Source organism: Micromonospora sp. M61, from assembly GCF_018070245.1.
Classification (GTDB): Bacteria; Actinomycetota; Actinomycetes; order Mycobacteriales; family Micromonosporaceae; genus Micromonospora; species Micromonospora zamorensis.
The window spans coordinates 23,211-46,944 of record NZ_JAGPYA010000002.1 but is presented as its reverse complement, the minus strand read 5'-3'; the positions used below and the strand labels follow the sequence as shown (position 1 = coordinate 46,944).

Annotated in this window: 23 protein-coding genes; 17 read left to right on the top strand and 6 right to left on the bottom strand. The window is 71.9% G+C overall.

Annotation, left to right across the window (positions count from 1 at the left end; all coding sequences use genetic code 11):
- Positions 1–58: 58 nt before the first annotated feature.
- On the top strand, positions 59–1,030 hold the full coding sequence (locus tag KBX34_RS01390; RefSeq protein ID WP_099851173.1) for a helix-turn-helix transcriptional regulator: 972 nt from the start codon (positions 59–61) through the stop codon (positions 1,028–1,030).
- A gap of 13 nt (positions 1,031–1,043) precedes the next feature.
- Here the strand turns inward: KBX34_RS01390 and KBX34_RS01385 are convergent, their stop codons facing one another.
- From KBX34_RS01385 to KBX34_RS01365, 5 genes are all read right to left on the bottom strand, one after another.
- Entirely contained in the window at positions 1,044–1,574 is a 531-nt protein-coding gene (locus KBX34_RS01385; RefSeq protein WP_210922816.1) for a DinB family protein, read from the bottom strand.
- A 42-nt stretch (positions 1,575–1,616) separates the two neighbouring features.
- On the bottom strand, positions 1,617–2,111 hold the full coding sequence (locus KBX34_RS01380) for a universal stress protein (protein WP_247667231.1): 495 nt from the start codon (positions 2,109–2,111) through the stop codon (positions 1,617–1,619).
- 11 nt (positions 2,112–2,122) lie between these two features.
- Positions 2,123–3,742, bottom strand: coding sequence for an MDR family MFS transporter (locus KBX34_RS01375; protein ID WP_210922814.1), 1,620 nt, complete (start codon positions 3,740–3,742; stop codon positions 2,123–2,125).
- 144 nt (positions 3,743–3,886) lie between these two features.
- On the bottom strand, positions 3,887–4,327 hold the full coding sequence (locus tag KBX34_RS01370; protein WP_231927243.1) for a MarR family winged helix-turn-helix transcriptional regulator: 441 nt from the start codon (positions 4,325–4,327) through the stop codon (positions 3,887–3,889).
- A 9-nt stretch (positions 4,328–4,336) separates the two neighbouring features.
- Complete coding sequence (locus KBX34_RS01365; protein ID WP_210922811.1) at positions 4,337–6,064, bottom strand: alkaline phosphatase D family protein; 1,728 nt, start codon at positions 6,062–6,064, stop codon at positions 4,337–4,339.
- A 182-nt stretch (positions 6,065–6,246) separates the two neighbouring features.
- Here KBX34_RS01365 and ftsY point away from each other — a divergent pair, with 182 nt between their 5' ends.
- From ftsY to KBX34_RS01320, 9 genes are all read left to right on the top strand, one after another.
- Complete coding sequence (gene ftsY / locus KBX34_RS01360; RefSeq protein WP_088946610.1) at positions 6,247–7,434, top strand: signal recognition particle-docking protein FtsY; 1,188 nt, start codon at positions 6,247–6,249, stop codon at positions 7,432–7,434.
- Between the two features lie 6 nt (positions 7,435–7,440).
- Positions 7,441–8,304, top strand: a complete 864-nt coding sequence (locus KBX34_RS01355; protein WP_172861967.1) for an aminoglycoside phosphotransferase family protein — start codon at positions 7,441–7,443, stop codon at positions 8,302–8,304.
- A gap of 276 nt (positions 8,305–8,580) precedes the next feature.
- On the top strand, positions 8,581–9,990 hold the full coding sequence (locus tag KBX34_RS01350; protein WP_088946612.1) for an ammonium transporter: 1,410 nt from the start codon (positions 8,581–8,583) through the stop codon (positions 9,988–9,990).
- 25 nt (positions 9,991–10,015) lie between these two features.
- Positions 10,016–10,354, top strand: coding sequence for a P-II family nitrogen regulator (locus KBX34_RS01345; RefSeq protein WP_172862163.1), 339 nt, complete (start codon positions 10,016–10,018; stop codon positions 10,352–10,354).
- Positions 10,355–10,370: 16 nt separating this feature from the next.
- Complete coding sequence (locus KBX34_RS01340) at positions 10,371–12,647, top strand: [protein-PII] uridylyltransferase (protein ID WP_210922809.1); 2,277 nt, start codon at positions 10,371–10,373, stop codon at positions 12,645–12,647.
- Between the two features lie 389 nt (positions 12,648–13,036).
- Positions 13,037–14,200 (top strand): sensor histidine kinase, encoded by a 1,164-nt coding sequence (locus tag KBX34_RS01335; protein WP_247671327.1) that lies wholly within the window; start codon positions 13,037–13,039, stop codon positions 14,198–14,200.
- The gene (locus KBX34_RS01330; protein WP_088946614.1) at positions 14,197–14,853 is read left to right on the top strand and encodes a response regulator transcription factor; all 657 of its coding nucleotides are present in this window, start codon (positions 14,197–14,199) and stop codon (positions 14,851–14,853) included. The genes KBX34_RS01335 and KBX34_RS01330 overlap by 4 nt, the downstream gene beginning before the upstream one ends.
- Before the next feature lie 114 nt (positions 14,854–14,967).
- Complete coding sequence (gene ffh / locus KBX34_RS01325) at positions 14,968–16,530, top strand: signal recognition particle protein (protein WP_088946615.1); 1,563 nt, start codon at positions 14,968–14,970, stop codon at positions 16,528–16,530.
- 65 nt (positions 16,531–16,595) lie between these two features.
- Positions 16,596–17,675, top strand: coding sequence for an amidohydrolase family protein (locus KBX34_RS01320; protein WP_210792155.1), 1,080 nt, complete (start codon positions 16,596–16,598; stop codon positions 17,673–17,675).
- Positions 17,676–17,836: 161 nt separating this feature from the next.
- Here KBX34_RS01320 and KBX34_RS01315 read toward each other — a convergent pair whose 3' ends face one another.
- Positions 17,837–18,439: a TetR/AcrR family transcriptional regulator gene (locus tag KBX34_RS01315; RefSeq protein ID WP_210792156.1), complete on the bottom strand. Its 603-nt coding sequence runs from the start codon at positions 18,437–18,439 to the stop codon at positions 17,837–17,839.
- Positions 18,440–18,680: 241 nt separating this feature from the next.
- On the opposite strand from KBX34_RS01315, the gene proS reads away from it, so the two are divergent.
- From proS to rplS, 7 genes are all read left to right on the top strand, one after another.
- Positions 18,681–20,087: a proline--tRNA ligase gene (gene proS / locus KBX34_RS01310; RefSeq protein WP_141908218.1), complete on the top strand. Its 1,407-nt coding sequence runs from the start codon at positions 18,681–18,683 to the stop codon at positions 20,085–20,087.
- 83 nt (positions 20,088–20,170) lie between these two features.
- On the top strand, positions 20,171–20,818 hold the full coding sequence (locus KBX34_RS01305) for a DUF402 domain-containing protein (protein WP_210792158.1): 648 nt from the start codon (positions 20,171–20,173) through the stop codon (positions 20,816–20,818).
- A 229-nt stretch (positions 20,819–21,047) separates the two neighbouring features.
- The gene (gene rpsP / locus KBX34_RS01300; RefSeq protein WP_210922805.1) at positions 21,048–21,578 is read left to right on the top strand and encodes a 30S ribosomal protein S16; all 531 of its coding nucleotides are present in this window, start codon (positions 21,048–21,050) and stop codon (positions 21,576–21,578) included.
- Positions 21,553–21,813, top strand: a complete 261-nt coding sequence (locus tag KBX34_RS01295) for an RNA-binding protein (RefSeq protein WP_172862164.1) — start codon at positions 21,553–21,555, stop codon at positions 21,811–21,813. Before rpsP ends, KBX34_RS01295 begins: the two co-directional genes overlap by 26 nt.
- Positions 21,813–22,427, top strand: a complete 615-nt coding sequence (rimM, locus tag KBX34_RS01290; protein WP_210922803.1) for a ribosome maturation factor RimM — start codon at positions 21,813–21,815, stop codon at positions 22,425–22,427. The genes KBX34_RS01295 and rimM overlap by 1 nt, the downstream gene beginning before the upstream one ends.
- 12 nt (positions 22,428–22,439) lie before the next feature.
- Positions 22,440–23,213: a tRNA (guanosine(37)-N1)-methyltransferase TrmD gene (gene trmD, locus KBX34_RS01285; protein WP_099851201.1), complete on the top strand. Its 774-nt coding sequence runs from the start codon at positions 22,440–22,442 to the stop codon at positions 23,211–23,213.
- Positions 23,214–23,355: 142 nt separating this feature from the next.
- On the top strand, positions 23,356–23,712 hold the full coding sequence (gene rplS / locus KBX34_RS01280) for a 50S ribosomal protein L19 (RefSeq protein WP_088946622.1): 357 nt from the start codon (positions 23,356–23,358) through the stop codon (positions 23,710–23,712).
- Positions 23,713–23,734 lie beyond the last annotated feature (22 nt).

Below are 23,734 nucleotides of genomic sequence, written 5' to 3'. Positions count from 1 at the left end.
GGTCGCAGCCTGCTCCATGCCCTTTCAGGCAGGGCCGAAGGGTGGCTAGCGTCGGCTCATGCTGACGTTGCAGCTCACCGCGACGGATCTGAGCCGCACCGTCCTGCGCTCCGAACCCGCGGTGCTGCTGGAGCTCGGGGCGGCCGGCCAGCGGCTGTTCGAGGCCGCACCGGAACACCTCACGGTCTGGCGGGCACGCACCCGGGCGGCGCTGCGCCCGGAGATGCGCCCGTACCTCGACCTGTGCCGGCTGCCCTGGTGGTTTCCGGACTTCCTGACCCCGCCGAGCCTCGGCAGCGACCTGCCGGCCGCCCTGGACGAGGTGCTGGCCACCCCGACGGCGACGCTGGCGGCGGAACTGCGCCCCCGGATCGCCGCCGGCGACCTGCCGGCCCGGGTCGGTGCCCTCGCCTCCGGCGAGACGGCCGCCCGGCAGCGACTGAGCGCGGCGATGCGGGCGTTCCACCAGGTCGCGGTCGCGCCGTACCAGGACACGATCACGGCAGCGGTCCACGGCGACCGGGCCGTGCGGGCACACACCATGGTGGACGCCGGGATCGACCGGGTCCTGCGTGACCTGAGCCCGTACCTGTTCTGGAAGCCGTACGGCGAGCGGTATGAGTTGTCGTACGAGTGCGGATTCGCCAACGGAGTCACCCTGGCCCCGGCCGGCCGAGGCGTCACGCTGGTGCCGTCGTACCTGCTGCCCCGACCCTGCGTCCTGGACGACCCGGCCGGCCCGATGGTGCTGGCCTACCCGATCCGGCCCACCCGACGGGCGCTGGTGAGCAGCAGACCCCTGGCCGACCTGCTGGGGCGCACCCGAGCGGCAGTGCTGGGTGCGATCGCCGACGGTCCGAGCACCTCACAGGTGGCTCGGACGGTCGGCATCTCCCTCGCCTCGGCCAGCCAGCACGCCACCATCCTCCGGTCGGCCGGGTTGGTCACCACCCGCCGGGCGGGCCCGGCGGTGCGACACACGCTCACCCCGCTGGGCGAGCACCTGCTCCGGGCCGGGCGCCCCGGCTGACGAGGGCAGCGGGTCAATCGCCGGTGACGCCGTCGATGCGTTCCCGGATCAGGTCGGCGTGGCCGTTGTGCCGGGCGTACTCCTCGATCATGTGCAGGTACGCCCAGCGCAGGCTGAAGGTGCGTGTCCCGTCGCTGCGGGTCAGCATGAACGTCTCGTCCAGCGACCGTCCCTCGGTGGCCGCCCGTGCCGCTTCGACCTCGGCTCGGAAGGCGGCGAAGGCGGCCTCCGCGTCGGCGCCCGCCGCAGCGTGGAAGTCGGCGTCGTTGTCGGTGGAGTAGTCGAAGAGGTCGGGCAGGGCCTGGCTGGCGAAGCGCTGGCGGAACCAGGAGCGCTCGACGTCGGTCATGTGCAGGACCAACCCGAGAAGGCTCAGGCCGGAGGGCTCGACGCTTGCCGTGCGCAACTGCTCGGCGGTCAGGCCGGCGCACTTGTGCAGCAGGGTGTCGCGGTGGTAGTCGAGCCAGCCCTCCAGCATGGTGCGCTCATCTGCGACCAGAGGCTCGTGACTGCGGTCGATCTCCGGTGCTCTCCATGTCGTCATCGGGTCATCCTGCGGCTCGGGTACGACAGCCGCGACCGGTTATCAGGGCACCACGACGACGGGCCACCGGCCGGTGCGGACCAGCCGGGTGGCGACCGAGCCGACCAGCCGGTGACCGGCCTGCTCGGACGCGCCCACCACCACCATGTCGGCCTGGAACTCGTCCGCCGCCGCGCACAACTCCCCGTACGCGTCACCGCGCCGGGACAGGAAAGTCAGCGGTACGCCCAGTTCCTCGGCCCCGCGGCGGCACTCCCGGCGCAGATCGGCGGCCAGCTCGTCGTGGGTCCGCTGCACCGCGCCGGCGTCCATCCCCGGCATCAGGGCGGTCAGCCCGCTCGTCGAGCTGACGTAGACCACCACCAACGCGGCACCCTGCCGGCGGGCCAGGCCGGCGGCGTACCAGCCGGCCCGCTCGGAGGTGCGGGTGCCGTCGACGCCGACCAGGACCACCCGGGGCCCGTCCGTGCCGCGTTCGAACGGCAGCGGGCGGGTCCGGGGGCCGTACTCCTCGCGGTCCGGTGCTCCCACGCTCATGGCTGGCTACCTCACCTCTGCTCGCCGGTGCGGACCACGGCGGCACCAGCGCCGGCCGCGATGGTTGATTCCTGCTCGACCTCGGTGCCGACCGGAGAGCTGCTGTGCTGCCGCAGCGGCACCTCCTTGATGAAGCTCACAGCGATCAGTGCGATCAGCGCGAAGGGGGCGGCGGCCAGGAAGATGTCGCCGGCGCCGTGGCCGTACGCGCTCTCCACCACGGCCCGGATCGGCCCGGGCAGGGTGTGCACGTCGGGCAGGACACCACCGCTGCCCGAGCCGGACGCGGCGATCCCGAGCCGACCGAGGCCCTCAGCGGTGTAGCCCGTGACCTTGTGGGCGAGCACCGCGCCGAGCACGGAAACGCCGATCGCGCCGCCCAGGCTGCGGAAGAACGCAACCGTCGAGCTGGCCACGCCGAGTTCGTGCGTGCCGACGGTGTTCTGCACGGCGAGGACCAGGTTCTGCATGGTCATGCCCAGGCCGATGCCGACCAGCGCCATGTAGATGCTGAGCAGGGTGAAGCTGGTGTCGGCCCGGAGCGTGCCCATCAGCGCGAAGCCGGCGGTGAGCAGCGCCGTACCGATGACCAGGAACCTCTTCCAGCGGCCGGTACGGGTGATGATCCGTCCGCTCAGCGTGGAGGAGACCAGCAGACCGAGGATCATCGGCAGCGTCATCAGGCCGGACATGGTCGGGCTCTGGCCGCGGCTGATCTGGAAGTACTGGCCGAGGAAGACCGAGGCGCCGAACATGCCTACGCCGACCGCGATGCTGGCGACGACGGCCAGGGTGATGGTGCGGTTGCGGAACAGCCGCGGCGGGATCATCGGCTCGGCGGCCCGGGTCTCGACCCGGATCGCCAGCGCGCCGAGCACCAGGGCACCGACGACCATGACGGCGCTCTGCCAGGAGGCCCAGGCGAACTGGCCGCCAGCGAGCGAGACCCAGATCAGCAGCAGCGAGACGGCTGCGGTGATCAGCGTGGCGCCCCACCAGTCGATCTGTGCCTTCCGCTTGATCACGGGCAGGTGCAGGGTCTTCTGGAGCACGACCAGCGCGGCGATGGCGAACGGCACGCCGACGTAGAAGCACCAGCGCCAGCCGAGCCAGGAGGTGTCCACGATCACACCGCCGATCAGCGGGCCGCCGATGGTGCCGACGGCCATCACAGCGCCGAGGTAGCCGCTGTAGCGGCCCCGCTCGCGTGGCGCGATCATGGTCGCCATGATCACCTGGGCCAGCGCGGTGAGGCCGCCGGCGCCGATTCCCTGGAGCACCCGGCAGGCGATCAGCTCACTGGTGCCCTGTGCGGCCCCGGCCAGCACCGAGCCCAGCACGTAGATCCCCAGGGAGATCTGGACCAGGAGCTTCTTGCTGGTCAGGTCTGCGAGTTTGCCCCAGATGGGGGTGGTCGCGGTGGTCGCGAGCAGGGCTGAGGTGACCACCCAGGTGTACGCGGACTGGCTGCCGTGCAGTTCGGTGATGATCCTCGGCAGCGCGTTCGAGACGACCGTGGAGGAGAGGATCGCGACGAACATGCCCAGCAGCAGGCCGGAGAGGGCCTGCAGGATCTGCCGGTGCGTCATGTCGACGCCGGTCGCCCGTGGGGGCGCTGTCGCCTGGGTCATCGTTGCTGCCTCCGGAGGGAGTCGAGGTGAAGCGACGGGGGCGGTTTCGCGAGGGTCGCCTGAGAGTTGCCTGAGGCAACCGTATATTTGGTTGCCTGAAGCAACAACCTGACGGAGCGGTGCGCTATTCCCCGTCTCGGAGCGCTACTGCCAGGAGTCGTTGAACCGGCCCAACAGCCGGGCGAACTCCTCGACGTCCCGGGCCGGCCAGTCGTTCAGCGTGCGGAGCAACTCTCCCACCCGCGCAGACCGGGCTGCGTCGAACCGGCGCTGGCCCTCCTCGGTGAACGTGATCTGCGCGGCCCGTCGGTCGCTCGGGTCGGGGTCGCGGTAGACCAGGCCGAGGACCTCCAGGGCGTTGATCTGCCGGCTCAGCGTTCCCTTGCCCACACCGAGCCGCGCCGCCAACTCGGTCAACCGGATCGACCCACTGCGCCGCAACCAGAGCAGCAGCCCGTAGGTGTTCGGCTCCAGGTTCGGGTGCACCTCGCGGGCGATCTCCCAGGAAACCGCCCGCCCACGGCGCAGCAGGGCGGTCAACTCGTGCTCGACCGCCCGGATCGGTTCTGGCAGGTGCTCGTCCACGCGTAGAGACTACGGCGAGGTCGGCCGTGCGGCGGCCGAGAGTCGGCGCCGCATCACGGGGCGTAGGTGGCCGTCCTTCGTGGTGCCCTCGATCACCACGTCAGCCCTGCGCCCCTCATGCGTCAGGGTCGCGACCGCGTTGCCGAAGTAGGGACCGGCCAACTTGCGCCACCGCACCCCCGGCCGCCGGACACCCGCGGAGCGAGCCAGCGCCCGGGTGGCACCGGCCGGACCGGCCGACCAACCGAGCCGCATCAGCGGACGGATGCCGGCCGGCACCTGGTTGTGGATCGGTGAGCAGGTGAGCTGGTGCACGGGTGTGACCACCGCCGGGTCGCCGAACCGGGCCCGGGCCACGTACGAGTGGTGCACGTCCCCGGAGAGCACGCTGATCGACGCAGGCGGGGCGTACGCCGGACCGGCGCCGACCCGCGCGCCGGACTGCCGGGGGGTGCCGGTGCCGATGCGGGTGAAGGTCTCCGCCAGCGCCTCGAAGGAACGCCGGAACGCCGCCCAGTGCTCCAGGTCCAGTGCGCGGCGCAGCTTCTCCGCCCCGCGTGCCACCCAGGGGCGACGCGAGTCCGCCAGCTTCTCGTTCCACGCCTCGATGTGGTGGATGCCCTGCGGCAGCAGCCAGGGCAGCGAGGCGCCGACCACCAGGTGGTCGTAGACCCCGTGCGCCTGGTCGAGGAACCAGGACCACTCGCCCGGCGGCAGCATCGCCCGGCTGCCCGGGTCGAGCACCCGGCTGCACCTGTTGTCGAGCATGACCAGCCGGGTCCGGCCCAGGTCCAGTGCGTAACTCCACTGGTACTGCACCGCGCGCCAGCGCTCGGTGTCGTGCGCCACATCCGACTCCTGGTCGACCCGGTGCCCGAAATCGCGCAGCACCCCGGTGGCGTCCTCGGCGGCGGCGACCTTCGCGAAGACCGGGTCGGCGGCGATCTCGTCCGGGGAGAGGTTGCCGAGGTGCTGGTAGACCCAGTACGAGGCGAGCCCGCTGCCGATCCGCTCCTGCCACCACGGCTGCTCGCGCATCTCGGCACGCCACGCCGCCGAGGTGTTCCAGTCGTCGATGATCTCGTGATCGTCGAAGATCATCACGCTCGGCACGGTGGAGAGCAGCCAACGGATCTCCGGGTCACGCCAGGACTCCAGATAGAGCTTCGTGTACTCGTCGAAGCTCACCACCTGGTCGGCCGGGGCGCCCTTCGGACGCCGCCGGCGCCGACGCAGCAGCCGGCGCACCGTGGGCGAGGTGACGTCGGCGTAGACCTGGTCACCGAGCAGCACCAGCAGGTCCGGCGGCGGGTTCGCCTCCGGGTCGGCCATCAACCGTCGGGCGTACGCGTCCAGCGCGTCCGGTGGCAGCTTGCGGGTCGTGGAGTGCTGGGTGGTCTCGCGGCACGAGCCGAAGATCAGGTTGACCGGCTGGTCCCGGTCGTCGGCGGCCCGGGTGCGGATCACGCTCGGCGGGAAGCCGCTGCTCGGCACCGGCCAGACCACCTCGTCGTCGACGACCACCTCGTAGGTGGTCGCGCTGTCCGGGGTCAGCCCCTCCACCACCACGAGGGCGTAGTGGTGGTCGTACGCCGAGAAGGTGGGCGCGGTGCCGGTGGCGCCGTCGGCGGTGCGGACGGTGACCACGGCGGGCGCGGCCGTCTCCACCCAGACGGTCGCTCGGGTGTCCACCACTCGCCGCAGGAGTGGGCCGATGAGGAGGTGTGCGGCGGGCATGCGGCCGAGCCTACCGCCGGTTCCCGGCACCGGCCTGGTGCGGTGGTTGAGACTCCGGGCACCGCTCGGGGTGCGGTGGTTGAGACTCCGGGCACCGCTCGGGGTGCGGCGGCTGAGACTCCGGGCACCGCCCCGGGTGCGGTGGCTGAGACGCCGCCGCCCGCATCTGACAGGATTCCGGCATGGCCGAATATCTCGTCCTCGCTCTGGTCCTGCTCGGTGTGCTGATCGCCGGCACAGTAGGGCTGGTCGTGCCGCGCCTGCGGCGTCGGCCCGAGCCCCCGCTGCCGCACACCGAGGTCGACACCAGGGCCGAGGAAGATCTCGCCGGCCCGCCGGTCGAGGCACCGGAGTCCGAACTGTCCACCGGCGTCCTGGTCGAGCCGCCGCCGGTCATCGAGGCGCCCGCACCGGTGGAGGTGCCCGAGCCGACCGCCGGGCGGCTGGTCCGGCTCCGCTCGCGACTGTCCCGCTCGCAGAACGTCTTCGGCAAGGGCCTGCTCGGCCTGCTCGCCCGAGACCACCTCGACGAGGACGTCTGGGAGGAGATCGAGGACAGCCTGATCACCGCCGACGTCGGCGTCGACGCCACCCGCGACATCGTCGACCGGCTTCGTGAGCGCACCCGGGTGCTCGGCACCCGTTCGGCGTCCGAGCTGCGGGCACTGCTCGCCGCCGAGCTGGTCAACGCGCTCGACCCGAGCCTGGACCGCTCGTTGCGGACCGCCCCGAAGGACGGCGTGCCGGCGGTGGTCCTCGTCGTCGGCGTCAACGGCGCCGGCAAGACCACCACCTGCGGCAAGATCGCCCGGGTGCTGGTCGCCGACGGCCGTACCGTCCTGCTCGGCGCCGCGGACACCTTCCGGGCCGCCGCCGCCGACCAGCTGGAGACCTGGGGCTCCCGCGTCGGCGCGGAGACCGTCCGGGGGCCCGAGGCCGCCGACCCGGCCAGTGTCGCCTTCGACGCGGTCAAGCGCGGCATCGACACCGGCGTGGACACCGTGCTCATCGACACCGCCGGCCGCCTGCAGAACAAGGTCGGCCTGATGGACGAGCTGGGCAAGGTCAAGCGCGTGGTGGAGAAGCAGGGCCCGATCGACGAGACACTGCTCATCCTGGACGCCACCACCGGCCAGAACGGCCTGGAGCAGGCCCGGGTCTTCACCGAGGTGGTCAACGTGACCGGCGTGGTGCTGACCAAGCTCGACGGCACCGCCAAGGGCGGCATCGTGATCGCCGTGCAGCGCAAGCTTGGCATCCCCGTGAAGCTGGTCGGCCTCGGTGAGGGCAAGGACGACCTGGCCCCGTTCGACCCGGCGCAGTTCGTCGACGCGTTGCTGGGGACCGAGGCCACCGGACGGGACGCGTAGTCTCGGGTGTCCAGTGACAACCGCGCATACGCGGGCTGGCGTGACCCCGGCCACCCCTCGCAGCGCCTCGGGAGACCGTACGTGACTTCGCAGGAGATCCCGCTGCACGGCGGCAACGTGAGCACCGTCGTCCGCGTCGGTGACACGGTCCGCCGCAACGCCGGGCCGTGGACACCGTCCGTGCACGCCCTGCTGCGGCACCTGGAGTACGTGGGCTTCACCGGCGCACCACGGGCGCTCGGCATGGACGAGCGCAACCGTGAGGTGCTGTCGTACCTGGAGGGGGAGTGCGGGGAATACCCGCTCGCCCCGCACTGGGTGACCGACGAGGCGCTGGTCACCGTCGCCACCATGCTGCGGATGTTCCACGACGCGCAGTACGGCTTCACCCCGCAGCCGGGGGCGGTCTGGCGCTCGTTCGGGCCCCCGCCACCGGACACCGAGGTGATCTGCCACCACGACGCAGCGCCGCACAACGTGATCTGGCGGCCGGACGGCACCCTCGGGCTGATCGACTTCGACCTCGCCTCACCCGGTGCGCGGATCTACGACGTGGCGTACGCGGCCTGGACCTGGGTGCCGATCTTCGCGGACCGTGACTCGATCACGCTCGGCTGGAAGCACCCGGACCGGCCGCGCCGGCTCCGGCTCTTCGCCGACGCGTACGGGCTGATCCCTCGGGACCGGCACCGGCTGATCCGGACCATCCGCAAGCGGATCGTGGACCACGTCGAGGGCATCCGCCGGATGGCCGCCGCCGGTGAGCCGGCGTTCGTCCGGATCGTGCACAAGGGCCACCTGCGCCGACCGATGCGCGATCTGCGGCTGCTCGACTACGAGCGGCACGCACTGGAGAACGCCCTCCGCTGACCGTCGACCGCTCGATGCTCGGCCGGTCCCGTCAAGCGGACCGGTCGATGGGCCTGGCCGGTCAGCCATCGACGTCCACCGTCCGAACGATCCACCATTGTCCATGCCGCCGACTGTGCGGACTTCGTGACACGTACGAAACAACCCGTCACGAAACGGAAACCCGCCCGGGACCCTGTGTGAAACAGCCGGCCGCGAAGCTTCCGCGCAACCGGCCTACGGGCGACGCTGCCCCGGAAAGCCGCGAAGGAGGAATTCACCCTTTAGGAGGCCAGCGTGCCTGAAGCACCGACGATCGACGGCGCCAACACCACGTGGCTGCTGGTTTCGACCGCGCTCGTGCTGCTCATGACCCCGGGACTGGCGCTGTTCTATGGCGGCCTCAACCGGGCCAAGGGCGTACTCAACATGATGATGATGAGCTTCTCCGCTATCGGGCTCATCTCTATTCTGTGGTGGTTCTACGGATTCAGCGTCGCCTTCGGGACCGACGTGAACGGCTTCTGGGGCGACCCGGGCGCGTACCTCGGCACCAAGACGTTCCTCGCCGAGACCGACCTGTGGGGTGCCACGGCGGAGAACCCCAGCGGCATCGGGGTCCCGCTCTACGTGTTCATGGCCTTCCAGATGGTCTTCGCGGTGATCACCGTCGCGTTGATCAGCGGTGCCATCGCCGACCGGGCAAAGTTCGCCGGCTGGCTGCTGTTCGCCTTCGGCTGGGCCACCCTGGTCTACTTCCCGGTCGCCCACTGGGTGTGGGGCGGCGGCATCATCGGCGCCGACATCCATGCCCTCGACTTCGCCGGTGGCACCGCGGTGCACATCAACGCCGGTGCGGCGGCCCTGGCCGTGGCTCTGGTGCTCGGCAAGCGGCTCGGTTGGCCGCGTGAGGGCATGAAGCCGCACAACATCCCGCTGGTCGCGCTCGGTGCGGGTCTGCTGTGGTTCGGCTGGTTCGGGTTCAACGCCGGCTCCGAGCTGACCGTCGACTCGGTCGCCGGCCTCGCCTTCATCAACACCCAGCTCGCCACGGCGGCGGCGGTGCTCGGCTGGATCGCTGTCGAGTGGGTCAAGACCCGTAAGCCGACGATGGTGGGCGCCTCGTCCGGTGCCGTCGCCGGCCTGGTCGCCATCACCCCGGCCTGTGGTTTCATCGCCCCGTGGGCGGCCGTCCTGCTCGGCATCGTCGCCGGTGCGGTGTGCGCGCTCGCCGTCAGCCTCAAGTACAAGCTCGGCTACGACGACTCGCTCGACGTGGTCGGCGTGCACTTCGTCGGTGGTTGGATCGGCTCGCTCTGGCTCGGTCTCTTCGCCACCAACTCGGTCAACGCCGCGATCAGCGACGTGGTGGGCGCCTCCGACGGTCTCTTCTACGGTGGCGGCGCGACCCAGCTCGGACGGCAGGCCCTCGCCGGCCTGATCGTCACCGTCTGGTCCTTCGGCATCGCCTGGGTGCTGGCCTTCGTCATCGAGAAGACGATCGGCTTCCGGGTCAAGGGTGAGGACGAGGTCGAGGGCATCGACATCGCCGAGCACGCCGAGAGCAGCTACGACCTGTCCCCGGCCGGTGGTGGCACGGGCAGCGCGTTCGCGATGGCCGGTATCGGCACCCCCGGTGGCGGCACGAGTGGTGCCAAGCCGCCGGCGGAGCCCGCCGAGACGGTCAGCGAAAAGGTCGCCGGTTAACGTTCCTGGGATGGAGGGGTTGGACATGAAGCTGGTGACCGCAGTCATCAAGCCGTACCAACTGGACGCGGTGAAGGAGGCCCTGCACGCCCTCGGGGTGGCCGGGCTGACCGTCAGCGAGGTTCAGGGGTACGGGCGCCAGAAGGGGCACACCGAGGTCTACCGGGGTGCTGAATACACGGTCGAGTTCCTGCCCAAGATCCGGGTGGAGGTGCTCACCGACGAGATCGACGTGGACAAGGTGGTGGACGCCATCGTCGGGGCGGCCCGCACGGGCAAGATCGGTGACGGCAAGGTCTGGGTCACCGGTGTCGAAGAGGTCGTCCGGGTGCGTACCGGCGAACGCGGCCTAGACGCCCTCTGATCGCGCAACGACCGACATGACCTCGTTGATCAAGAAGAACGCGTCAGGACACGCCGGTGACGGTGACGCGAACCTCTTGATCAACGAGGTCGTCGGCGTTCCCGGGGGGATCGGGGAGTCCGCCCGGCTGGGGCGGGCGGGCGCTTACGACACCTTTCTGCGAGGGCTGCTGCCTTCGCGGGAGGGGGTCGCGCTGATCGCCGTCGGGGGGTTGGGGAGGCGGCAGTGCGCCCCGTACGGCGACCTCGACCTGGTCCTGCTGCACGCCGGGGTGCCCGGCACCGACGAGTTGGCCGCCTCGGTCTGGTACCCGATCTGGGACGCCGGCCTACGGCTCGACCACTCGGTACGCACCGTCTCCGAAGCACTCTCGGTGGCCCAGGACGACGTCAAGGTCGCCCTCGGGCTGCTCGACGCCCGGCTGGTGGCGGGCGACCAGACCTTGGCCGACGCGCTGATCCGCACCGCCGCCGACCACTGGCGGCGCACCGCGGTCCGGCACCTGCCCGGCCTGCGGGCGGTCACCGAAGCACGCTGGCAGGCCCACGGCGAGCTGGCCTTCCTGCTGGAGGGCGACCTGAAGGAGGCCGCCGGCGGTCTGCGCGACGTCGGGCTGCTGCGAGCGATCTCCGCCGCCGGCATCACCGACGCGCTGCGCCCCGCCGTACGCGCCGCCCACCTGCGCCTGCTGGACATCCGGGACGCCCTGCACCAGCAGGTCGGCCGCCGGGTCGACCGGCTGGTCGCCCAGGAACGAGACGGTGTGGCCGCGCTTCTCGCGCTGGAGGACGGCGACGCCCTCCTGCGACGGGTCGCCGGTGACGCCCGCACGGTCAGCCACGCCCTGGACGACGCGTTCCGTGCCGCCGACCGGCTGCGATCCGGCCGGTCCCGAGGGGGCGGCGCTCCCCCCGCGCGCCGCCCGGTGGCCCGCGACGTGGTCGAGCACGACGGCGAGCTCGTGCTGGCCCGTACGGCGATCGGGGCTCGCCCCGACCCGAGCCTCTCGCTGCGGGTGGCCGCCGCGGCGGCCACGACCCGACTCCCGATCGCCCGGGCCACCTGCGAATGGCTGGCGGCGTACTGCCCGCCACTGCCCGCACCCTGGCCGGCTGATGCCCGGGCCGCGCTGACCACCCTGCTCGGCGCCGGTCCCGGCCTGGTGCCCGCCTGGGAAACCTGCGACCGGTACGGACTGGTCGACAACTGGCTGCCCGAATGGACCCGGCTGCGCAGTCTGCCGCAGCACAACCCGGTGCACCGCTACACCCTCGACCGGCACCTGGTGCAGACCGCTCACGAGGCCAGCCGGCACGCCCGTGAGGTGGAACGGCCCGACCTGCTGCTCCTCGGCGCTCTCCTGCACGACATCGGCAAGGGACTTCCCGGTGATCACAGCACCGTCGGGGTGCCCGTCGCCCAGGCGGCGGCGACCCGGATCGGTCTGCCCCCCACCGAGGTCGAGCTGATCGGCACGCTGGTCCGGTTGCACCTGCTGCTGCCCGACGTGGCCACCCGCCGTGACCTGGCCGACCCGGTCACCATCGCCTCGGTGGCCGAGTCGGTGGGGGACACCGGCACCCTCGACCTGTTGCACGCGCTGGTCCGCGCCGACGCGGCGGCGACCGGGCCGGCGGCCTGGTCGGACTGGAAGGGCCGACTCGTCGCCGAACTGGTCGGTCGGGTCCGCACCGCACTGGACACCGGCGTACTGCCCGAACCGCCCACCCCGGACCCGGCGCTGCTGGCCGGGCCCCTGCCGGTCGTCCACCTGACCGGCGACCGGGTGTCGGTCGCCGCGGCCGACCGGCGGGGCCTGCTCGCCACGGTCGCCGGCTGCCTGGCGCTGCACCGGCTGGAAGTGATCTCCGCGGATGCCTCCGTGGTCGACGGCCGTGCCCTGGTCGAGTGCCGGGTCCAACCCCGCTACGGTCTCCCGCCCGACCCGGTCCCGCTCCGCGCCGACCTCCGTCGTGCGGTCGGCGGCGACGTGTCGGTCACCCAGCGGCTGCGGGGTCGGGCGCTCGCCGCCCGGGGCGGTGGGGCTGCTCCCCGTGTCGTCTGGCACCGCGAGGCGGCCACCAACGCCGTGCTGCTGGAGTTGCGCGCCGCCGACGCCGCCGGGTTGCTCTACCGGGTCGCCTGCGCGCTCGACGAGGCGGGCGCCCTGGTCCGCGCGGCCCGCATCTCCACTCTCGGTGCCGACGTGGTGGACGCCTTCTACCTGGTCGGCGGCTGGCCGGACGACGCCACCCGGGCCCGCCTGGAGGCGGCCGTCCTCGCCGCCGTCTGACCTACGGCGACACCGCTGGCGGTTGCTGTCCGGCTGCGGCGCGTTGCACGGCCTGGCCGCCTCGTCGACCTGCTGCCTTGCCGCCTTGCTGCCTGGCCGACGAGTGCGGCCCGGTGCTGCTCGGCCGTTTGGCCGCCCGTGCCAGCCGGTCACCCCCGCGAGCGTGATGCCCCAGAGTCATCTTGATGCCTCACAGTCATCAGGCTCATGAGGGTGTCCGCTGCCGCTGCCGCTGCGGGGTGCGGTCGGGCGTGTCATCAGGATCGTGAGGTGTCCGCCGCCAACGCGGCGCGATCGAAGGCCCGGTGCGCGGGTACGTCCGGGGGCGTAGGTGCGGTGCCGCTCGTGGACGCACGTCAGGTGGCCTCGGCGCGGGCAGAATGACGGCCATGCGAGGCAGCGGGCGGTGGCGGTGGCCGGAGGTGGCGGCAGACGCCGCGCTGGCTCTGGTGCTGCTCGGCTTCGGGCTGCTCGCCACCGGTCTGGCCGGGGACAACCAGCCGGGGTCGACGCCGGTGGACGCCGCCAGCCGGGTGCTGATCGCGGTCGCCGCGCTCGCTCTGCTGTTCCGCAGGCGCGCCCCGATCGCCACCCTCGCCGTGGTCACCGTGGCCACGTCGACGTACCTGGTGTTCGGCTACCCGTACGGGCCGATCCTGGTCGCGTTCCTCATCGCGGTGTACACCGTGGCGGTGCGACTGCCGGTGCGCCCGGCGGCGCTCGCCCTTGGCGGCGCGTTCGTCCTGTTGTTGGCGCACGTCTTCTGGTCCGAGGGTCCGGCGCCCGGCTGGGCCGGAGTGCTGCCCGCGTCGGCGTGGGTGGTCGTACCGTTCGCGGTGGGGGTCGTGGTGCGGGTCAACCGCGAGACGGCCGCGCGCAGCCGGGCCGAGGCGGCCCGCGATCGCGCCGAACAGGCCCGGCGGCAGGCCGACGAGGAGCGACTGCGCATCGCGCAGGAGGTGCATGACGTGGTGGGGCACGGGCTTGCCGCGATCAGCATGCAGGCGGAGATCGCCCTGCACCTCCTGCCGAAACGGCCCGAGCAGGCGGAGACCGCGCTGACCGCGATCAGCCGGACCAGCCGGGAGGCACTGGACGAGCTTCGGGTCACCCTCGGCGCGGTGCGGCAGGGCGCCGAGCGAGGCCCGGTGCCCGGTCTGGCCCGGCTCCCCGCGCTGCGCGACCGGCTCGCCGGGGCCGGACTCGCCGTCGACCTGCGTGTGACCGGCGACGCTCGTGACCTGCCGGCGGCGCTGGACCTGACCGCGTACCGGGTGGTGCAGGAGGCGTTGACCAACGTGCTGCGTCACGCGGGGGTGGCCAACGCGGAGGTGCGCGTCGACTACCGCGCCGACGAGGTGACCGTCGAGGTCACCGACGAGGGCACCGGCGTGCGGCGAGGCCGGACGGATCCGGTCGACGACGAGAGTGGGCACGGTCTGGCCGGGATGCGGGAGCGGGTCGCGGCGTTGGGCGGGCGGTTGGCCGCCGGGCCGCGCCCCGACGGCGGATTCCGGGTGTACGCCCGGCTGCCCGTTGGGCCCACCCCGTGATCCGGGTGCTGGTCGCCGACGACCAGGACCTGGTCCGGCTCGGTCTGCGCGCGCTGGTGGAGAGCGAGGACGACCTGGCCCTCGCCGGCGAGGCGGCCGACGGTTTGCAGGCGGTCGAGCTGGCGCGCCGGGAACGGCCGGACGTGGTGCTGATGGACATCCGGATGCCCGGCATCGACGGCATCGAGGCGACCCGGCGGATCGTCGCGGACCCCGACCTGACCGGTACGCGGGTGGTGGTGCTGACCACCTTCGAGCTGGACGAGTACGTCTTCGACGCGCTGCGGCACGGCGCGAGCGGGTTCCTCACCAAGGACACCCGACCGGCCGAGCTGCTGCGCGCCATCCGGTTGGTCGCCGAGGGGGAGGCGCTGCTGTCGCCGTCGGTGACCCGTCGGGTGGTGCGGGAGTTCGCCACCCGACCGTCGCGGGTGCTTCGTCCGCACCCCCGGCTGGGCGCGCTGACCGATCGGGAGCGCCAGGTCGTCGGTCTGGTCGGGGAGGGCCTGAACAACGAGGAGATCGCCGCCCGGTTGGTGGTCAGCCCGGCGACCGCGCGGACCCACGTCAGCCGGGCGATGGGCAAGCTGGGAGCCCGGGACCGGGCCCAGCTCGTCGTGTTCGCGTACCAGTCGGGGTTGGTGTCGGGGTGAGGCCCGGGCCGGGCGACAGCGGCCTTGCGGCGGGGCGGTTACCCTAGCGGTGGCCGGACTCCGCAGTGCCGGCCGCGTTGTGCCCGCCGGAACACTGACAAACGGGATGTTCGCGTGTTTGACACCTTGAGTGACCGCCTGTCCGGGATCTTCACCAAGCTCCGCGGCAAGGGGCGGCTCACCGACGCCGACATCGACGCCACCGCGCGCGAGATCCGCCTCGCGCTGCTGGAGGCGGACGTCGCGCTGCCGGTGGTCAAGGGCTTCATCGCGGCCGTCAAGGAGCGGGCCCGCAGCTCCGAGGTCTCCCAGGCGCTGAACCCGGCCCAGCAGATCATCAAGATCGTCAACGAAGAGCTGATCACCGTGCTCGGCGGCGAGGGCCGGCGGCTCCAGTTCGCCAAGCAGCCGCCGACCGTGATCATGCTGGCCGGTCTCCAGGGTTCCGGTAAGACGACCCTGGCCGGCAAGCTGGCCCGCTGGCTCAAGGGCCAGGGGCACCAGCCGCTGCTCGTCGCCGCCGACCTCCAGCGCCCCAACGCCGTCGGGCAGCTCCAGGTGCTCGGTGGCCGGGCCGGTGTCGAGGTGTACGCCCCGGAGCCCGGCAACGGCACCGGTGACCCGGTGCAGGTGGCGCGCGCCTCGATCGAGCACGCGAAGCGGGCTGCCCGCGACATCGTCATCGTCGACACCGCCGGCCGCCTCGGCATCGACGCCGAGATGATGCAGCAGGCCGCCGACATCCGCGACGCGGTCCAGCCGGACGAGGTCATCTTCGTCATCGACGCGATGGTCGGCCAGGACGCCGTCCGCACCGCCGAGGCGTTCCGCGACGGCGTCGGCATCACCGGCGTGGTGCTCTCCAAGCTCGACGGCGACGCTCGCGGTGGTGCCGCGCTGTCGGTGCGCGAGGTCACCGGGCAGCCGATCCTCTTCGCGTCCACCGGTGAAAAGTTGGAGGACTTCGACGTCTTCCACCCCGACCGGATGGCCAGCCGGATCCTCGGCATGGGCGACGTCCTCACTCTGATCGAGCAGGCCGAGCAGGCCTTCGACTCCGATCAGAAGGAGAAGATGACCGCCAAGCTGATGGGCGGCGAGCAGTTCACCCTGGAGGACTTCCTCGACCAGCTCATCGCGGTCCGACGGATGGGCCCGATCGCCAACGTGCTGGCCATGATGCCGGGCATGGGGCAGATGAAGGACCAGCTCGCCGAGCTGGACGACACCCACTTCGACCGGGTCACCGCGATCATCCGGTCGATGACCCCGGGCGAGCGGACCAACCCGAAGATCATCAACGGCTCCCGCCGGGCGCGTATCGCCAACGGCTCCGGGGTCACCGTGATGGACGTCAACCAGCTGCTCAACCGCTTCACCGACGCGCAGAAGATGATGAAGCAGATGGGCGGCATGATGGGCCTGCCCGGCGGTGGCCGGCGCAAGGCGACCAAGTCTCCGAAGAACAAGCGCAAGGGCACCAAGGGTGGCGGTCGGCCGCGTACGGGAGCGGGTGCCGGAGCCGGGATGCCGGGCGGCTTCCCGGGTGGCATGCCGCAGCTCCCGCCGGGGATGGACCCGAACGATCTCGCCGGTGGCCAGGGCCTTCCGCCCGGCTTCAAGCTCCCGAAGATCGACTTCAACAAGCTCGGCAAGGGCGACAACCGCCCCCGCTGACCTCGGTGCCGGTCGAGGGTGACCTGCTCGCCCCCGACCGGGCGTGATCGGGTAGGACTGTGCGCATGGCTCTTCACGTGCGCGGTGTGCTGCTCCCCGACGACGAGGTCCGGGATCTCTGGCTGGTCGGGGACCGGGTGACCTTCACTCCGGTGTCCGGTGCGGAGACGGTCGTCGACGGCGGCTTCGTCCTGCCGGGGTTGGTCGACGCGCACTGCCACATCGGCATCGCCCGAGGCGGCGCTCCGATCACGTCACTCGACCAGGCCCGCGAGTTGGCCCACATCGACCGGGACGCCGGCGTGCTGGCGATCCGCGACGCCGGGTCGCCGTACCCGTACCCCGAACTCGACGACGAGCCGGATCTGCCGCGACTGGCCCGCGCCGGCCGGCACGTCGCGCCGCCGAAGCGCTACCTGCGGGACATCGGCGTGGAGGTCGACGCCACCGACGTGGCCGCGACGGTGGCCGCCCAGGCGCGGGCCGGCAACGGCTGGGTCAAGCTGGTCGGCGACTGGATCGACCGGGGCGTGGGTGACCTCGCGCCGGCCTGGGACGCGGACACCCTCACCGCGGCCGTCCAGGCCGCCCACGACGCCGGGGTACGCGCCGCGGTGCACACCTTCTCCGAGTCGGCGGTCGAGATCATGGTGCGGGCCGGGGTGGACTCGGTGGAGCACGGCACCGGGCTCAGCCTGGACCTGATCGACGAGATGGCCCGGCGGGGCACCGCGCTGATCCCCACAATGATCAACATCGCCACCTTCGGCGGCATCGCCGAGCAGGCGAGGGGCAAGTTCCCCGGGTACGCGGAGCACATGCTCGCGCTGCGCGACGGCTTCCCCGAGGTGGTGCGTGCCGCGTACGAGGCGGGGGTGCCGATCTACGTGGGCACCGACGCCGGAGGCGGCATCGACCACGGCCTCGCCGCCGAGGAGATGCTTCTGCTGCACGAGCAGGCTGGCATGGCGCCCATCGACGTACTCGCCGCCGCCTCCTGGGGCGCCCGACAGTGGCTGGGCTTCCCCGGCCTGGTCGAGGGTGGCCTCGCCGACCTGACCGTCTACCCCGAAGACCCCCGCCGCGACTTGCGCGTCGTCCGCGCCCCCTCCCGCACGATCCTGCGCGGCCAGGTAGTGCGCTGACCCCTGGCCGTGCCCCGGCGCGCCGTGCCCCGGCCAGGGGAGGCAGCAACATCGGGGATGCTGCTGCCTCCCGCGCGCCGGAGGCAGCAACATCCGGGAAGTTGCGGGCGCGGCGCCGCTCGGCGGTGCGGGTGCGGGGGAGTGCGGCGCGGCGGGCGGGGTCAGCGGATTGGGCGGATGGCGGCGCTGAAGAGGTGTACGGCCAGGTCGGCGAGGGCCGTGGCGGTCTGGTCGATCGGCGCGCGGGGGAGCACGATGTGGCTCACCACCAACCGGACGATCGTGTCGGCGGCGAAGGCCAACGCGGCCTGGTCCGCTCCGGGAAGGTGATCGCCGGCCCACTCGATGAGCGCCCCGGACGCCTCGGTGAGCACCACCTCGGCCCGCGTGGTGAGGTACGGAAGCAGCTCGTCCGAGCCGCCTCGGGCACTGGTCAGGATGGCCTTGACCAGCGGGTTGTCGGCTGCCGTGGCGAGGGTGTGCGCGATCGCGGCGTACGCGCCGGTCCGTACGTCGGTCCCGTGCGCGAGCAGGGCGGCACGGACGTCGCCGACGAAGCGGTCCACCTCGCGGCGGGCGAGTGCCTCGGCCAGCCCGGCCTTGTTGCCGAACTCGTTGTAGACGGTCTGCCGGCTCACTCCCGCCGTGGTGGCCACGCCGCCCATCCGGACCGCGTCCCAGCCGGCGGCGATGGTCTGCGCGCGGGCGGCGTCCACGATCGTGTCGCGCAGCCGCTGACGCGGCGAGTCCGTCGTTGCAGTCATGATGGTCGAATTCTAGGGGCCGCGCGGCCCGCCCGCCCAGAGCGCATGGCCCGCCCGCCCGACGTGCGCCACCGGCCGGCCAGCGAACGCCGTCGAGCCGCCCACCGGCCGCCGTCGAGTTGTCCAGCGCCGTCACCACCGACGCCGCGAGCGTGCGCAACAGCCACCAGAAGGGGCTGCGACACGGCGCTGCGGCTCCCGGGCGCGGTGTCGCCCCGCGTGACGCATAGGATGTGCGGTCATGGCACGCGTGCTCACTCCCCGTGCGGAGGATTTCCCCCGCTGGTACCAAGACCTGATCGCCAAGGCAAAGCTGGCCGACAACGGCCCGGTTCGCGGCACCATGGTCATCCGACCGGCCGGCTACGCCATCTGGGAGCGTATGCAGGCCGAGATGGACGCCCGGATCAAGGCGGCGGGTGCGGAGAACGCGTACTTCCCGCTCTTCATCCCGGAGAGCTACCTCAAGCGTGAGGCCCAGCACGTCGAGGGCTTCTCGCCGGAGCTCGCCGTGGTCACCCACGGTGGCGGCAAGCCGCTCGCCGAGCCGATCGTGGTGCGCCCGACCAGCGAGACGGTCATCGGCGAGTTCATGGCCAAGTGGATCGACTCGTACCGGGACCTGCCGCTGCTGCTCAACCAGTGGGCGAACGTGGTCCGGTGGGAGCTGCGCCCGCGGCTCTTCCTGCGTACCAGCGAGTTCCTCTGGCAGGAGGGGCACACCGCGCACGCCACCCGTGAGGACGCCCGGGCGTACGCGCGGAAGATCCTGCACGAGGCGTACGAGGACCTGATGGTCAACGTCATCGGCATTCCGGTGGTGGTGGGCCTGAAGACGACGCGCGAGCGGTTCGCCGGGGCGACGGCCACGTACACCTGCGAAGGCATGATGGGTGACGGCAAGGCGCTGCAGTTGGGCACCAGCCACGAGCTGGGCCAGAACTTCGCCAAGGCGTTCGACATCAGCTATTCGTCCAAGGAGGGCGGCCGGGAGCACGCCTGGACCACCTCCTGGGGCACGTCCACCCGGATGCTGGGTGGCCTGATCATGGCGCACGGCGACGACAACGGTCTGCGCGTGCCGCCGAGGCTGGCCCCGATCCAGGCGTACGTCATGATCGTCAAGGACGGCGAGGGCGTCGCCGAGGCGGCGGCCAAGCTGCGCGACGGCCTGCGTGACGCCGGTGTCCGGGTCGCGCTCGACGACCGGACCGACACCGCCTTCGGCCGCCGGGCCGTCGACGCCGAGCTGCGTGGCTATCCGGTACGCGTCGAGGTCGGCCCCCGGGACCTGGCCGTCGGCAACGCGACGGTGGTGCGCCGCACCGACGGCTCGAAGTCCCCGACGCCGGTGGCCGACGTGGTCGCCGCTGTGCTGGCCGCATTGGAGACGGACCAGCAGGTGCTGCACGACCAGGCGTTGGCCAACCGCGAGTCGCGCACGGTGGAGGTCGCCACGCTGGCCGAGGCGATCGAGGCCGCCGCGAACGGCTGGGCACGGGTGCCGTGGTCGGCGGTCGGCGTGGCCGGCGAGGCCGAGGCGAACGGTCAGGGCGTCACGGTGCGCTGCCTGCTGCGCGCCGACGGCTCGGTACCGGACTCCGAGGACGAGCCCGACCTGATCGCCATCCTCGCCCGCGCCTACTGAGGTGTAGGGACGCCTGGGCCGGCGCGCCTGGGCATCCTTCTCCACGCCGGCGGCAGAGGAAGAACAACCCGAAGGTGGGTGCGGTGCGCTTCGAGCCGGGTCGGTTGATCATGCATCGGAACGTGCGGCACGGTCGGATCGGGTGGGTCCGGCCGGGCCGGGTGGTCAGCGACGACGACCGGGGTCTGCTGGTGTGGATCGCCCGCGACTCCCCGGTGGCCCACGAGGTGACCGAGGCCGGGCTGGGGATGCGGGCGATGCCGTTCGCCCAGTGGATCTCGTCGTCGTACCGCTTGGCGCACGGGCGCTGGAACGGGCCGCCGCTGCTGAAGTTCCTGCCCACCGGGGCGGCGCACTCCGTCTGGTGGTTCCGCGACGCGCAGGGCCGGTTCGCCAACTGGTACGTCAACCTGGAGGAGCCCGGTGTCCGCTGGGACGACGGTCCGGTGGCCGGCGTCGACGTGGTGGACCAGGACCTGGACGTGGTGGTGCGACCGGACCTCAGCTGGGACTGGAAGGACGAGGACGAGTTCGTCGAGCGGCTCGCCTTCGGCGACGACTACTGGGTGACCGACGAGAAGGCGGTCCGCGCCGAGGGGGAGCGGGTGATCGCGCTCGCCGAGGCCGGCGAGTTCCCGTTCGACGGCACCTGGTGCGACTTCACACCCCCGCCAGACTGGGACGTACCGGATGAACTTCCACCTGGATGGGACCGTCCGCCGGTGCGCTGAGAGGTGTCCCGCGTCACCGGTGACGCGGTGTCCGGGTCCGATGCGTGCGATCGGCATCGGATCTGGCAGAATGGGTCGCTGGTATCCGGCGCGCGTCCGGCGCCCTCTAACCCGGGCACGTCGCTAGTCCACCGAGTAGTCTCCGGCCCAACCCCACGGGTCCGGTCGGCGCTCACCCATGCACACCGCCCGCACGGGCCGGTGAGATCGCAACAGGAGCGAAACAACTGTGGCCGTAAAGATCCGGCTCCTGCGGATGGGCAAGATCCGCAACCCGCAGTACCGCATCGTCATCGCCGACTCGCGCACCAAGCGTGACGGTCGGGCGATTGAGTTCGTCGGGATTTACCAGCCGAAGGAAGACCCTTCGATCATCGAGGTCAAGTCGGAGCGGGTCCAGTACTGGCTGTCCGTCGGCGCTCAGCCGAGCGAGGCGGTGCAGCGGCTGCTGGAGCTGACCGGTGACTGGCAGAAGTACAAGGGCCTGCCGGCCCCGCCGCCGCTCCTGGTCGCCCCCGAGCGGGCCGACCGCAAGGCTGTGTACGAGGCTGAGTCGAAGGCCGCCGCCGGGCTCGCCCCGGAGACGCCGGCCAAGCCGGCCAAGAAGGCCGCCAAGACCGCTGAGGCTCCGGCCGAGGCGCCCAAGGCTGAGGCTCCGAAGGCTGAGGCTCCGGCTGAGGCTGCGAAGACCGAGGCTCCGGCCGAGGCTCCGAAGGCTGAGGCTCCGGCCGCCGCTGCCGACGCCGGTGAGCAGGCCTGACATGCCTCTGCGTCCGGCGTTGGAGCACCTGGTCAAGGGCATCGTCGACCACCCGGACGACGTCCGGGTGCGGATGGTCGATTCCCGTCGGGGCAAGCGGCTCGAAGTCCGCGTGCACCCCGAGGACCTCGGCACGGTGATCGGGCGGTCCGGCCGGACCGCCAAGGCGCTGCGCCAGGTGATCGGCTCCATCGGCGGGCGCGGGGTACGCGTCGACATCGTCGACTCGTACTGATGCAGCTCGTCGTTGGCAGGATCGGCAAGCCGCACGGCGTCCGCGGTGAGGTCACCGTGGAAGTGCGGACCGACGAGCCCGAAGCACGGTTCGCCCCCGGCACAGTGCTGCGCACTGAGCCGGGGGCGATGCCCCCGACCACAGCCCCGCGCAGCACCGTGCTGCGCACTGAGCCGGGGGCGATGCCCCCGCCCACAGCCTCGGAAGACGAGCCCGGCGTTCCGTTCCGGGTTCCGGCGGAGCTGACCATCGAGGAAGCCCGCTTCCACCAGGGCCGGGTGCTGATCGCGTTCGCTGGGATCCCGGACCGCAACACCGCAGAGGCGCTGCGCGGCACCCTGCTCGTGGTGGACAGCGCCGATGTGACCCCGCCGGACGACCCGGAGGAGTTCCACGACCACCAGCTCGTCGGGCTGGCCGTGGTCACCCCGACCGGTGAGCGGCTGGGCGAGGTGGCCCGGATCGACCACGCGCCCTCCTCGGACCTGCTGGTGCTGCGGCGCCCCGAGGGACGTACCGCGTTGATCCCGTTCGTCCGGGCGATCGTCCCGGAGGTCGACCTGGCCGGTGGACGTGTGATCGTCGACCCGCCAGCCGGACTGCTCGATCTCTAGGATCACCCCGCTATGCGCGTCGACGTCGTGTCGATCTTTCCGGAATACTTCGCCCCGCTCGACCTGTCGCTGATCGGGCGGGCGCGGGCCAACGGCGTACTCCAGCTTGCCGTGCACGACCTGCGGACCTGGACCCACGACGTGCACCGCACCGTCGACGACACTCCCTACGGCGGCGGGCCGGGGATGGTGATGCGTCCGGAGCCGTGGGGTGAGGCGCTGGACGCGCTCGCGCCGGCCGAGGCTCCGCCACCCCGGTTGCTGGTGCCGTCGCCGGCCGGTGCCCCGTTCACCCAGGCCATGGCTCACGAGCTGGCCGCCGAGTCGCATCTGCTCTTCGCCTGCGGCCGGTACGAGGGCATCGACCAACGCGTTCTGGCGCACGCCGCCACCCGGATGCCGGTCACCGAGGTCTCGCTCGGTGACTACGTCCTCTTCGGTGGCGAGGTCGCGGTGCTGGTGATCCTGGAGGCGGTCACCCGGCTGCTGCCGGGGGTGCTGGGCAACGCGGGCTCGCTGGACGAGGAGTCGCACGCGCACGGGCTGCTGGAGGCACCGATCTACACCAAGCCGCCGAGCTGGCGCGGGCACGACGTGCCCGAGGTGCTCCGCTCCGGTGACCACGGCAGGATCGCCCGTTGGCGGCGCGAAGAGGGTCTGCTGCGCACCGCCGCCCGCCGCCCTGACCTGCTCGCCGCGCTGCCCGCCGATCGGCTCGACAAACGGGACATCGCGGCCCTGGACCAGGCCGGATTTCAGCTGCCGGCGGGGGATGTGGCAAAGTAGGGGGGTTGCCGCATCCGTCCGCGCCCGCGGGCGGCTGCGAGGATCCCCGACCGGGGTCGGCCCGCCGACACCACCCGGGGATCAGAATCACCCACCCGCGCACCGAGTGACGGTGCGCCGTGAGCCTTACGAGGACGCAGCGATGAACATCCTGGACGCCCTTGACGCCCAGTCGAAGCGGACCGACCTTCCCGACTTCCGGGCCGGTGACACCGTCAAGGTGCACGCCCGCGTCGTCGAGGGCAACCGGTCCCGTGTCCAGATCTTCCAGGGCGTCGTGATCCGCCGCCAGGGTGACGGTCTGCGCGAGACCTTCTCGGTCCGCAAGGTCAGCTTCGGCGTCGGCGTCGAGCGGACCTACCCGATCAACGGCCCGGGCATCGACCGGATCGAGATCGTGACCCGCGGTGCCGTGCGCCGCGCCAAGCTCTACTACCTGCGCGAGCTGCGCGGCAAGAAGGCCAAGATCAAGGAGAAGCGGGAGAAGCAGCCCAGCTGACTTCCCGCTCACCACGCCGCCT